The organism is Actinoplanes palleronii (assembly GCF_016862315.1).
GTDB classification, from domain to species: Bacteria; Actinomycetota; Actinomycetes; order Mycobacteriales; family Micromonosporaceae; genus Actinoplanes; species Actinoplanes palleronii.
The window spans coordinates 39,027-51,211 of sequence record NZ_BOMS01000049.1; the positions used below are offsets into that span (position 1 = coordinate 39,027).

Genomic DNA, 12,185 nt, shown 5'->3' on the forward strand with positions numbered 1-12,185 from the left:
CGCATGCGCGCCTATCGGATGACCGGCTGGGGAAACCCGCCGGAGCAGTGCGAGGTGGCCGAGCCGACGCCCGGGCCGGGGCAGATGCTGATCCGGGTCGCCGGGTGCGGGCTGTGCCGCTCCGACCTGACCATGCGGCAGATTCCGCAGGTCGCCGGCGAGCGGCTCGGCTGGCGGATGCCGTTCACGCTGGGCCACGAGACGGCCGGCTGGCTGACCGACGGGACGCCGGTGGCACTGGTCTCCCCCACCTCGTGCGGCGTCTGCCCGCTCTGCGTGCGCGGACGGGACAACGCCTGCCCGGACGGCCGGGCCGGGCGCGGGTACGGCCGGGACGGCGGGCTGGCCGAGTATGTGGTGGCCGACCGGCGCAGCGTGGTGCCGCTGGGTGAGCTGGATCCGCGGTATGCCGGGCCACTGACCGACGCGGGCGCCACGGCTTATCACGCGGTGCGGCGGGCCCGGGGGCATCTGGCGCCGGGGAGCACCGCAGTGGTGGTGGGCGCGGGCGGGCTGGGCGCCTTTGCGGTGCAGTTCTTGCGGATTCTGACCGCGGCCCGGGTGGTGGCCGTGGATGTCTCCGCCGAGCGCCGGGCCTATGCGCAGTCGGTGGGCGCCCATCAGGCGACATCCTCGTTGAGCGAGAAGGCGGACGCCGTGCTCGACTTCGTGGGCACCGACGAGACGATCGCCGCCGGGGTCGCGGCGGTCCGGCCCGGCGGGGCGTTCGGGTTGATCGGCTCGGCCGGCGGGCGCCTGGAGCGGCCCTGGTTCGGGACGCTGCCCGCCGACGGCGAGGTGTTCACGTTCCAGGGGTCCTCGATCGCCGACGCGCAGGAGGTGATCGCGCTGGCGGCGGCCGGGCTGATCCGCAATCAGGTGCAGGAGTTCCCGTTCGAGAAGGCCGGCGAGGCGTATGAGCAGCTCGCAGCCGGCACGCTGACCGGCCGGGCGGTGGTCCTGCTCTAGCCGGCCAGCTTGCCCAGGCGGGACAACGTCTCGTCGGCCTCGGCCACCAGCTCGGCGAGGACGTCCGCGACCGGGCGGACCTCGTTCATCCGGCCGACGATCTGGCCGACCGGCATCGGCACCACGGTCGGGTCGCCCGACTCCATCAGCCGGGTGTGCGCCTCGGCCACCAGCAGGTTCTGCAGCGGCATCGGCAGCGGCACCGGCGCCTGCTCGGCGGACCAGGCGTCGGTCCAGCGGTTGCGCAGCAGCCGGGCCGGCTTGCCGGAGTAGATCCGGCTGCGGACCGTGTCGGACGACCGGGCCTTGAGCAGGGCCTCACGCAGTGCCGGGGCGCTCCGATACTCCGTGGTACCGAGCCAGACCGAGCCCATCCAGACGCCACGGGCGCCGAGTGCGAGCGCCGCCGCGACCTGCCGGCCGCTGCCGATCCCGCCGGCGGCCAGCACCGGCACGCCCTCACCCACCGCGTCGACCACCTCCGGTACGAGCACCATGCTGGCGATCTCCCCGGTGTGCCCGCCGGCCTCATAGCCCTGCGCCACCACGATGTCGACGCCGCTCGCCACGTGGCCGCGGGCGTGGTCGGCCCGGCCGGCCAGCGCGGCGACCAGCACACCACGCTCGTGCGCCTGGGCGATCACGTCCGGCGGTGGCGGCCCCAGCGCGTTGGCGATCAGCCGGACCGGGTGGCGCAGCGCCACCTCCACGTGCGAGCGGGCCACCGAGTGCAGCCAGCCGAGCACACCGGCCCGCTGCGCGGAGTCGACGCCCAGCGGGGGCACGCCGAGGCGCAGCAGGGTCCGCTCGACGAAGTCACGATGCCCGGCCGGGATCAGCCGATCGAGGTCGGCGGCGACACCCTCGGCCGGCTCGTGACTGGGCATGACGACGTCCACACCGTACGGAAAACCCTGGGTTTGATCGTCGAGCCAGGTCAGAACCTCGTCGAGCTCGGCGGCGTCGTTGAATCGCACGCAGCCGAGCACACCGAGCCCACCGGCCCGGCTGATCGCCGCCACCACCTGCTCCGACGGGCTGAACCCGACCACCGGATGCTCGATCCCGAGCCGCTCACACAGCTCAGTCCGCATGGCTCACCTCCGCGGCCGGGTGGTCGGTGGCGTGCTGGTGGGCCCAGCGGTAGTCGGCCTTGCCGCTGATCGTGCGGTGGATCTCGTCGACCAGCCAGACCGAGCGGGGCACCTTGTAGCCGGCGATCTGCTCGCGCAAGTGCTCCTCGACGCCGGACAGGTCGATCTTCGCGCCGGGGCGGGTCTGGACCAGCGCGGCGACCCGCTGGCCGAGCCGCTCGTCCGGCAGGCCGATGACCAGGGCGTCGAAGACATCCGGGTGGTTCTTCAGGGCGCCCTCGACCTCCTCCGGGAAGACCTTCTCGCCGCCGGTGTTGACGCAGGTGTTGCCCCGGCCGAGCAGGGTGACGGTGCCGTCCTCCTCGAGCCGGGCGAAGTCGCCGGGGAACGCGTAGCGCACGCCGTCGACGTCGGCGAGCAGGGCGGCGGTCTTCTCCGGGTCGTTGTAGTAGCCGAGCGGGAGGTGGCCGCTCTTGGCAAGCCGGCCGACCTCGCCGGGTGACACCGGCCGGTTGTCGTCGCCGAGCACCACGGTCTGCGGGCCGGGCATCACCCGCGGGTCCTCGACCGCGCCGCCGGGCACGTCGGCGACCACGCCGATCCCGGTGAAGCCGGTCTCGGAGGCGCCGATCGCGTCGGTGACCAGCACGTTCGGCAGCAGGTCGAGATAGAGCCGCTTGACCACCGGGGAGAACAGCGCGCCGCTGGAGGAGACCGCGCCGACCGAGGAGCCGTCGTAGTCGCCGGCCGCGTACGCCTCGATCAGCGGGCGGGCCATCGCGTCGCCGATCAGCACCACCACGTTGACCCGGCGCCGGTCGATGGTGCGCCAGACCTCGTCCGCATCGAAGTGCGGCAGCATCACCACGGTGTCGCCGGCGAACAACGCCATCAGCGCGGCCCACTGCGCGTTGCCGTGGATCAGCGGGGCCAGGCAGAGCCGGACCATGCCGTCCACGCCGGCCCCGCGCCGGGACTGCTGCCACTCGTCCTCGAGGGGGATGCCGGTCATGAAGTCGACGCCGCCGCCGAGGGCGCGCCACACGTCCTCGTGCCGCCAGAGGACGCCTTTCGGATAGCCGGTGGTGCCGCCGGTGTAGAGCAGGTAGACGTCGTCGGCGAAGCGCTCGCCGAAGTCGCGGGCCGGGTCGCCGGCGGCCAGCGCGTCCGCATAGGTGACGGCGTCGGTGCCGGCATCGGAGCCGTCCGGCAGCACCACCACGGTGTGCAGGGAAGGTGCCGAGGGCAGCACGGCCGCGACCCGGGGGGCGAAGCGGCGGTCGTGGATCAGGGCCGCGGGCTCGGCGTCGGCGAACAGGAATTGCAACTCGTTCTCGACATACCGGAAGTTGACGTTGACGACCGCGGCGCGCAGCTTGTAGACGGCGATCATGGCGACCACGGCCTCGATCGAGTTGCCCGCGTACAGGCCGACCCGGTCACCGGGCAGCACACCACGATCTTGCAGGAAGTGCGCCAGGCGATTGGCGCGCTCCTCCAGCTCGGCGTAGCTGATCTCCTGCTCGCCGAAGCACACCGCGGTCCGCGGCCCGAACGCGTCGACCGCGTGCTCGAACAGGTCTGCGATATTTGCCGCCATCACCAGAAAGTAGAACCTGTTATCGTTCGTGACAAGCCCCGGGAATTGGCGCAGGAGGCACAATGGAGGCGCACGCCCTCGTCGAGCAACACGGACCGATCCTGGTCGTGACGATGAACCGGCCGCAGGTCCGCAACGCGCTGTCCGCCGAGATGATGGCCATCATGCGCGACGCCTGGGACCGGGTCGACGAGGATCCGGCGATCCGGGTCGCGGTGCTGACCGGGGCCGGCGGGGCGTTCTGCGCGGGCGCCGACCTGCGGGCGATGACCGCGTCGCACCCGGGTGACACCTTCGACGGCGCCGACCTGTCCCGCATCGACGCGCTGCTCAAGGGCCGCCGGTTGAGCAAACCCCTGGTGGCCGCGGTGGAAGGCCCGGCGGTCGCCGGCGGCACCGAGATCCTGCAGGCCACCGACGTGCGGGTGGCCGGGCAGAGCGCGCGGTTCGCGGTGTCCGAGGCGCGCTGGGGGCTGTTCCCGCTGGGCGGCTCGGCGGTGCGGCTGGTGCGGCAGATCCCGTACACGATCGCGGTGGACATGCTGGTCACCGGCCGCCAGCTGAGCGCCGCCGAGGCCCGCGACGCCGGTCTGATCGGTCACGTGGTGCCCGACGGGCAGGCGCTCGGCAAGGCCATGGAGCTGGCCGGGGCGATCGCCGCGAACGGGCCGGTCGCCGTGCAGGCCATCCTGCGGACCATCCGGGAGACCGAGGGCCTGGCCGAGACGGACGCGTTCGCGCTCGAGTCGAAGATCGGGATGGCGGTGTTCCGCAGCGACGACGCCAAGGAAGGCCCGCGCGCCTTCATCGAGAAGCGCGCCCCCGAGTTCCGGGGGCGCTGACCCCTCAGCGTCGTGCCGTGCAGGTGACAGTGGTCGTGGCGGCCGGGTTGCTCTCCGAGCTGATCGTGACGGCCACCCTCGAGGCGCCGTGCACCGCGACCTGCACCGTGGTGGTCCGGCCACCCGGCACGGCGACGACGGCACGCGGCACTGTCGCGCCGGGCGCCGCGACGCGCAGGACGTCATCGCCACGGCCGGTGTTGCGGACCGGGATGTCGCAGCGCGCCCACCCGGACTTGTCGAGGCGGGCGGACGCCGAGTGGGCCTTCACCCCGCGGGCCGACGGCCCGGCGCCGTCCAGCGAGCGCACCGCCACCTGGTACGACAGCACGCCGTCGCGGTCCCGCTTCCGGTCGAGCACGTAGAAGTGCAGCCGGTTGGCGGTGTCCACGTACTCGAACTCGCTGCCCGAGCCGGTCCCGGCGTGGAACAGCGCGTCGGAGAGCTGCCGGTAGTCACCGATGGTCATCTTCTGCGGGGTGCCGTCCGGCAGCACGAAGTCGACCTTGTCGATGTCCTGCGGGTTGGCGTCGACGGTCCAGATGAACGGCGCGTTGTCAGCGTTCTTGGTCTTGGCCAGCAGCACCCCGGAGTCGGGGGTGAACGAGTCGAAGCCCATCCGGTCGACCACCTCGAGGGTGTAGTTGTCGTACTTGCCGCCGTCGCAGTACGGATCGGTCGCGGTGTCACACGCGGGCGCCTTGTCGCCGCCGTCCAGGGTCACGTTGATCCCGGCCAGCCGCCGCCCGCCCGGGTCCACCTCGCGCGCGGTCACCCGGGTCACCACGACGCCGGAGCCGGCCAGGGCGTCACGGGACAGCTTCAGCACCGCCGCGTCGTCGACGATGCCGAGTTTGATCTTGTTCCGCAGCATGTGCTGCGCGCCCATCGACGATCCCGCGGTGCCCGGGATCAGCCACCGGCTGTGCGGGCCGCCGGGCCCGTTGAACGTGCCCCGGCTCAGCATCTCCCACGGGCCGCTGTAGTCGCGGCGGGCCGGGACGCTGTACGGGTTGTTGTAGTTGTCGCCGACGCCGAGGATGTGGCTGAACTCGTGCGCGTAGGTCGACATGCCCGAGCTCTCCGCCTGCAGCGAGCTGCCCGACGCGGCGTTCGGCCAGATGTTCGCCGAGGCCTGCCAGGAGGTCCACTCGACGTAGCGGGTCGCGTTCCAGTTCGGCAGCGCCTCGTCCGGCGGGCCGAACTCGTCGGTGACGTCCGCCTTGGTGGTGAACTTCATCTGGCCGAACTCCTGCCAGGTCGCCGACTCGTCCTGCCCGGCGGACAGGAAGAACACGAAATCGTACGAGGCGGCCTCCTGCTCGCCGACCGCGGCGATCCAGGCGGCCCGCGCGTCGGCACGCAGGTCACGGCCGCACACGTCGCCGGCCGGGCAGCCCTGGCCGCGCTGCATGGAGGACTCGATGCCGTAGTCGTGGCTGGCGTGCGGCATCTGGTAGACGCCGTACGCGCTCAGGTCGATGCCGTACCGCCCGTTCGAGTCCTCCATCCAGTACTCGTGGATGGTGTGGCCGCGGTTGAGCGTGCCCGGCGTGTTGAGGAAGTCCCGGTAGAACGCCGGCACCTCGGCACGGTCCAGGTTCTGCACGCCGGACGGGTTGCCGTAGATCGTGGAGTTCGCCGGCTGGGTGACCACGAACGGCTGGTTCGGGTAGTCGACGAGCACGAGCGCGCCGTTGAAGGTCCGTTCCGAGCCGCGGACCGCCGGATCCGCCCAGTCGGTCCCGGGCACTTTCCGGTAGTCCGACCAGGTCATCGTGTCGGGCAGCTCGTAGCGCTGCGGATCGACCGGCTGCGGCGCCCCGGCCAGCCCGGCCGGGGCGGCCGCCTCGTCCCGCTGCCACGGCTGGGTCTGCGGCCAGTGCCGCGCCCGCCACGGCGTCTCCGGGTCACCTGCCCCGGGCGGCGCGGCGCCGGCCGGTGTCACGGTGAGCGCACCGGTCACCGTCAGCACCACCGTGGACACGACCGCGACCAGACCCCGTACCGTCAGCATCCCGCCATCCTGACAGGACCATCGACTCTTATCAATCAATACACACTGGTGCCGCTGATCTATGCTGCGTACGGCTCGATCCGCTGACCTGAGGTGGGAAAACGGCATGGCGCAGTCAGGAAACAGCGGTGTCCCGGTGTGGCGGGCGGTCGTGCTCCTCGGGGCGGCGGGGACGGCGGCCGGCCTGATCGGGCAGATTCCGGTGCTCGGCCTGGTGGCCGGCCTGGTCGGCATCGTCGGCGTGGTGGGGCTGCTGATCGCCCAGCGCACCCCGGCCCGCCCCGCCCACCCGACCGCGAGCGATCGGCCCGCGCCCGCGCGGCCGCCGGGCCGGCCGGCGCGGCGGTGGGTGTGGGTCGGTGCCGCCGTCGTGGTGGCGGCAGCCGCCGTATTGCTGCTGGTCCGCCCCTGGCAGGACGACAAGCCCGCCAAGCCGCAGGCCGCCGCGGTGCCCCTGGGTTTCTACGGGGTGCAGGACGTCACCCCGGGAGCCTGCGCGGCGGGTGCGACAGCACCGCAGTACACCACCGCCGACGGCACCGGCTGCCTGACCGTAGCGGCCGACGGCGGGTTCACCGTGCGGCAGTTGGACGAGGTCCAGGCGCAGGACCAGTCGGACCAGGGCAACGGCTGGGCGGTGTCGGTGACCTTCGCCGGCCAGGACACCGCCCGGTTCACCGACCTGACGAAGCAGGTGAGCGCGCTGCCCGAGCCGCGCAACCAGCTCGCCATCGTCCAGGGCACCCGCGTGCTCAGCAACCCGACCGTGCTGGAGCCGCTGACCGGCGGCACCGCAGTGATCACGACCCAGATGGATCAGGCCGAAGCTCAGGCCCTGGCCAGCGAGCTGGGCGCCCGCTGAGCGGCGCACGGGTCAGATGGCCCGCTCGCGACCGGCCCAGTAGGGGTCGCGCAGCAGGCGTTTGTAGAGCTTGCCGTTCGGGTCGCGGGGCAGCTCCTCGGCGTAGTCGACGCTGCGCGGCAGCTTGAACTTGGCCAGCCGCTCGGTCAGGAAAACCAGCAGCTCGACGGTCAGCTCGGGGCCGGCCCGCGCACCCGGCGCCGGCTGCACCACGGCCTTGATCTGCTCACCCCACTCGTCGTGCGGGACACCGAAGACCGCGACGTCGGCGACGGCCGGGTGCTCGGCCAGCGCGTTCTCGATCTCGGCCGGGTAGACGTTCACCCCGCCCGTGATGATCACGTCGCTCTTGCGGTCGCACAGGTAGAGATAGCCCTCGTCGTCGAGAAACCCGATGTCGCCGACGGTGAACATCCGGCCGCGCCAGGACTCGCGGGTCTTCTCGGCGTCGCCGAGATATTCGAACGTGGCGTCGCCCATCTGCAGATAGACCGTGCCGGGCCGGCCCACCGGAGAGTCCGCACCCTCGGCGTCGAGCACGCGCACCCGGGAACCGGGCCAGGCCTGCCCGACCGAGCCGGGCCGTTTCAGCCAGTCGGCCGCGGTGATCAGGGTGCCGCCGCCCTCACTGGCCGCGTAATACTCCACCACCACCGGGCCCCACCAGTCGAGCATCCGCCGCTTGACCTCCTGCGGGCACGGCGCGGCGCCGTGGATCATCACGCGCATCGAACTCAGGTCGTAGCCGTCGCGCACCGGCGCGGGCAGGGCCAGCAACCGGCGGAACTGGGTCGGCACCATGTGACTGTGCGTGACCCGGTACCGCTCGATGAGCCGCAGCATCTCCCGCGGATCCCAGCCGTCCATCACCACGACCGGGTGCCCGAACTGCAGCGAGATGATCGCAAAATTCATCACGGCCGTGTGATAGAGCGGTGAGCAGCACAGATGCACGTGCCCATCCCACGGCGCAAGCCCGAAGAGCCCAAAAAACCACAAAGACACCGGGGGTACGACGTCAGGGTCGGCTCCGGTCAACGGGCGGCGCACGCCCTTGGGCCGCCCCGACGTGCCGGAGGTGTAGACCATCAGCGCGCCGGCCGTACGCGGCTCGGGCCGGCCCTGGCCGGCGCCGATGGCGGCGATCTCCCCCACCGCGAAGAAGACCGGCACTCCCGTGGCCTCGGCCGCGATCACCGCCGCCGCCGCGAACCGCTCGTGGGCGATGAACGCCTTGGCGCCGCTGTCGCGCAGGATGTAGGTGATCTCGGCGGCCGTCAGGTGCCAGTTCAGCGGCACCGAATAGAGCCCGGTCTGCAGCGTCGCGAACTCGACGGCCAGCAGGTCGGCGCCGTTGGGCAGCAGCATCGCCACGGTGTCGCCCGGGGCGAGGCCGAGCTGCTGCAGGCCACGCCCGATCCGGTCGGCCTCGGCGGCCAACTCGCCATAGGTCACCACGCGGCCGTCCGGGTCGACGACCGCGGTCCGCTGCGGGCTCTGACCCGCGATCGTCCACAGCCCGATGTCGGTCATGCCGCCCACTCTATAACGCGTTCCAGTCATCGAACAGGCGCCACCAGAGGCCTTGATGCGGCGACTTAGAACGTGTTTCACTGGTCGCGTGACCGCTCCGCCGCTCTCCGCCCCGCTGAACATCAGCTTCGACTACACCCGCTCGCTCGGCCCGGTGCTGGGCCCGTTCATGACCGGCCTGCGCGACCGGCGGGTGCTCGGCAACCGCACCGCGGACGGCCGGGTGCACGTGCCGCCGCTGGAATACGACCCGGCGACCCACGCCCCGGTGACCGACCTGGTCGAGGTGCGGCCCACCGGCACCGTGACGAGCTGGACGTGGACCGATCGGCCGCTCGACGGGCAGCCCCTCGACCGGCCGTTCGGCTGGGCGCTGATCCGGCTCGACGGCGCCGACACCGCCCTGCTGCACGCCGTCGACGCGGGCGCCCGCGAGCGGATGCACACCGGCATGCGGGTCCGGATCCGCTGGGCCTCCGAACGCACCGGGCACATCCGCGACATCGCGTGCTTCGAGCCCGGCGCGGACTCGGCTGATCGCGCGGAAGCAGCCGGCGAGCCGGTCACGATCATGACGACCCCGATCCGGTTGTCCTACACCCACACCACCTCCGAGGACGAGAGCCGCTACCTGCGCGCACTGGCCGAGGGACGACTGCTCGGGCAGCGCTGCCCGGTCTGCCGCAAGGTCTACGTGCCGCCGCGGGTCTGCCCCGCCGACGGGGTGCCCACCGAGGAGGAGGTAACCGTCCGCGACCACGGCACGGTCACCACGTTCTGCGTGGTCAACGTGCCGTTCGCCGGGCAGCGGCTCGACCCGCCCTATGTCGTGGCGCAGATCCTGCTGGACGGTGCGGACATCCCGATCCCGCACCTGATCCTCGGGCTGCCCGCCGACCGGGTGCGGATGGGCATGCGGGTGGCGGCGGTCTGGCGCGACCCGGCGAGCTGGACGACCAGCCCGGAGAACATCGAGCACTTCCGCCCGACCGGCGAGCCGGACTCGCCCTACGAGTCCTATCAGGAGCATTTATGAGTACGCCGGAGGTGGCGGTCGTCGGGTTCGCCCAGGCGCCGTGCCTGCCGTCGGCCGGCACGACCAGCGGCGTCGAGACCCTGGTGCCGATCTTCCGGCGGGCGCTGGCCGAGGCCGGGCTCGACCGGCGCGACGTGGACTTCTGGTGCTCCGGCTCGTCCGACTACCTGGCCGGGCGGGCGTTCTCGTTCGTCAACGCGGTCGACGCGATCGGGGCGTACCCGCCGATCTGCGAGTCGCACGTGGAGATGGACGCGGCGTGGGCGTTCTACGAGGCATACGTGAAGATCCTGGCCGGGGAGGCGCAAACCGCTGTGGTGTACGGATTCGGCAAGGCGTCCGCCGGAGTCCTGCGCCGGGTGCTCGCGCTGCAGCTCGACCCGTATGTGGCCGCGCCACTCTGGCCCGACTCGGTGAGCGTGGCGGCGCTGCAGGCCCGGTGCGCGCTCGACGGCGGGATCGTCACGGAGCGGGCGATGGCTGAAGTGGCCGTGCGGAGCCGGGCGGACGCGGCTGGCAATCCGTACGCTCAAGTGTTCGGTGATTTTGATGTTGATGCTCTTCTTGCGGAGAGATATGTGGCTGATCCGCTGCGGGTGCACGACTGCGCGCCGGTCTCGGACGGGGCGGCCGCGCTGGTGCTCGCGGGTGGTGACCGGGCGCGACAGCATCCGCGACGTGCGTGGATCAGCGGGGTGGCGCATCGGGTTGATCCGCCCGGGCTCGGTGAGCGGGATCTGACCCTGGTGCCGTCGGCGACCGCCGCGGGTGAGGCGGCCGGTCTGCGCGGAGCTCTCGACGTGATCGAGTTGCATGCTCCGTTCACCCATCAGGAGCTGCTGTTGCGGGCGGCGTTGGGGGTGGGCGAACGGGTCCGGATCAATCCGTCCGGGGGCGCGTTGTGCGGCAATCCGATGTTCTCGGCGGGGCTGGCGCGGATCGGTGCGGCGGCTGAGGAAGTGATGTCCGGGCGGGCGCGGCGGGCGGCCGGGCATGCGACAAGCGGGCCGGCGCTGCAGCAGAATCTGGTGTGCGTTCTGGAGGCTTCGTGATGCTTGCGGCCGTGCTCGGAACCGGACAGACACAGCACCGCACGCGGCGCACCGACGTGTCGATGGCGGGGTTGTGCCGCGAGGCGATCGATCGGGCTCTCATCGACGCCGGTGTCGAGTGGCCACAGATCGACGCGGTCGTGGTGGGCAAGGCGCCGGACCTGTTCGAGGGCGTCATGATGCCTGAGCTGTTCCTGGCCTCGTCGCTCGGCGCGGTCGGGCGGCCGCTGCTGCGGGTGCACACGGCGGGTTCGGTGGGTGGTGCCACCGCGAACGTGGCGGCAACCCTGGTCCGCGCCGGGGTGCATCGGCGGGTCCTGGCCGTCGCGTTCGAGAAGCAGTCCGAGTCGAACGCGATGTGGGCGCTGTCGATCCAGCCGCCGTTCACCGCGCCGATCGGTGCCGGGGCGGGCGGGTATTTCGCGCCGCACATCCGCTCCTACATCCGGCGGTCGCACGCGCCGGGCCACATCGGTGCGCTGGTCGCGGTGAAGGATCGGCGCAACGGGGCACTCAATCCCTATGCCCACCTGCGGCAGCCGGAGATCACCCTGGAATCGGTGCAGGCGTCGGCGATGCTGTGGGACCCGGTGCGGTACGACGAGACCTGCCCGTCCTCGGACGGCGCGTGCGCCATGGTGATCGGGGATCAGGCGGCGGCCGAGGCGTCCGGGCGGCCGGTCGCGTGGATCCGGGCGACGGCGATGCGGACCGAGCCGACGTTCTTCGCGGGCAAGGACCACGTGAACCCGCGAGCCGGTTTCGAGGCCGCGCAGGCGCTGTGGCAGGCGGCGGGGATCAGCGACCCGCTCGAGGAGATCGACGTGGCGGAGATCTATGTGCCGTTCTCCTGGTTCGAGCCGATGTGGCTGGAGAATCTCGGCTTCGCCGAGGCCGGGCACGGGTGGAAGCTGGTCGAGGCGGGCGAGACCCGGATCGGCGGGCGGCTGCCGGTCAACCCGTCGGGCGGGGTGCTCTGTTCGAACCCGATCGGCGCGTCCGGGATGTTGCGGTTCGCGGAGGCGGCCATGCAGGTCATGGGGCGGGCCGGGGAGCATCAGGTGGAGGGGGCGCGGGTGGCGCTGGGCCACGCGTACGGAGGAGGTTCCCAGTTCTTCCAGATGTGGGTGGTCAGCAGTTCCTGAACGGGAAGGCGCCGTCCGGAAGCTGCTGGCGCGTC

The 12,185-nt window shown here is 72.0% G+C and carries 10 protein-coding genes; 6 read left to right on the plus strand and 4 right to left on the minus strand.

Annotated elements, in window-relative coordinates; genetic code table 11:
* Nucleotides 1–3: 3 nt before the first annotated feature.
* On the plus strand, nucleotides 4–969 hold the full coding sequence (locus Apa02nite_RS17875) for an alcohol dehydrogenase catalytic domain-containing protein (protein ID WP_239164376.1): 966 nt from the start codon (nucleotides 4–6) through the stop codon (nucleotides 967–969).
* On the opposite strand, the gene Apa02nite_RS17880 is transcribed toward Apa02nite_RS17875, so the two are convergent.
* Nucleotides 966–2,063, minus strand: a complete 1,098-nt coding sequence (locus tag Apa02nite_RS17880; protein ID WP_203825992.1) for an NAD(P)H-dependent flavin oxidoreductase — start codon at nucleotides 2,061–2,063, stop codon at nucleotides 966–968. The genes Apa02nite_RS17875 and Apa02nite_RS17880 overlap by 4 nt on opposite strands.
* The gene (locus tag Apa02nite_RS17885; RefSeq protein WP_203825993.1) at nucleotides 2,053–3,663 is read right to left on the minus strand and encodes an acyl-CoA synthetase; all 1,611 of its coding nucleotides are present in this window, start codon (nucleotides 3,661–3,663) and stop codon (nucleotides 2,053–2,055) included. The genes Apa02nite_RS17880 and Apa02nite_RS17885 overlap by 11 nt, the downstream gene beginning before the upstream one ends.
* Nucleotides 3,664–3,725: 62 nt before the next feature.
* Between Apa02nite_RS17885 and Apa02nite_RS17890 the strand changes: the two genes are divergently transcribed.
* On the plus strand, nucleotides 3,726–4,505 hold the full coding sequence (locus Apa02nite_RS17890) for a crotonase/enoyl-CoA hydratase family protein (RefSeq protein WP_203825994.1): 780 nt from the start codon (nucleotides 3,726–3,728) through the stop codon (nucleotides 4,503–4,505).
* A 4-nt stretch (nucleotides 4,506–4,509) separates the two neighbouring features.
* On the opposite strand, the gene Apa02nite_RS17895 is transcribed toward Apa02nite_RS17890, so the two are convergent.
* Complete coding sequence (locus Apa02nite_RS17895) at nucleotides 4,510–6,522, minus strand: M6 family metalloprotease domain-containing protein (protein WP_203825995.1); 2,013 nt, start codon at nucleotides 6,520–6,522, stop codon at nucleotides 4,510–4,512.
* A 106-nt stretch (nucleotides 6,523–6,628) separates the two neighbouring features.
* Here Apa02nite_RS17895 and Apa02nite_RS17900 point away from each other — a divergent pair, with 106 nt between their 5' ends.
* A complete protein-coding gene (locus Apa02nite_RS17900) occupies nucleotides 6,629–7,384 on the plus strand; it encodes a SecDF P1 head subdomain-containing protein (protein WP_203825996.1) in 756 nt (251 codons plus the stop codon).
* A gap of 12 nt (nucleotides 7,385–7,396) precedes the next feature.
* Here Apa02nite_RS17900 and Apa02nite_RS17905 read toward each other — a convergent pair whose 3' ends face one another.
* Nucleotides 7,397–8,917 (minus strand): acyl-CoA synthetase, encoded by a 1,521-nt coding sequence (locus Apa02nite_RS17905; protein WP_203825997.1) that lies wholly within the window; start codon nucleotides 8,915–8,917, stop codon nucleotides 7,397–7,399.
* 88 nt (nucleotides 8,918–9,005) lie between these two features.
* Here Apa02nite_RS17905 and Apa02nite_RS17910 point away from each other — a divergent pair, with 88 nt between their 5' ends.
* The 3 genes from Apa02nite_RS17910 to Apa02nite_RS17920 are packed head-to-tail and all read left to right on the plus strand — an operon-like array spanning nucleotide 9,006 to nucleotide 12,150.
* The gene (locus tag Apa02nite_RS17910; protein ID WP_239164377.1) at nucleotides 9,006–9,953 is read left to right on the plus strand and encodes a Zn-ribbon domain-containing OB-fold protein; all 948 of its coding nucleotides are present in this window, start codon (nucleotides 9,006–9,008) and stop codon (nucleotides 9,951–9,953) included.
* The gene (locus Apa02nite_RS17915; protein WP_203825999.1) at nucleotides 9,950–11,005 is read left to right on the plus strand and encodes a thiolase family protein; all 1,056 of its coding nucleotides are present in this window, start codon (nucleotides 9,950–9,952) and stop codon (nucleotides 11,003–11,005) included. The genes Apa02nite_RS17910 and Apa02nite_RS17915 overlap by 4 nt, the downstream gene beginning before the upstream one ends.
* Complete coding sequence (locus Apa02nite_RS17920) at nucleotides 11,002–12,150, plus strand: thiolase family protein (RefSeq protein WP_203826000.1); 1,149 nt, start codon at nucleotides 11,002–11,004, stop codon at nucleotides 12,148–12,150. Before Apa02nite_RS17915 ends, Apa02nite_RS17920 begins: the two co-directional genes overlap by 4 nt.
* Nucleotides 12,151–12,185 lie beyond the last annotated feature (35 nt).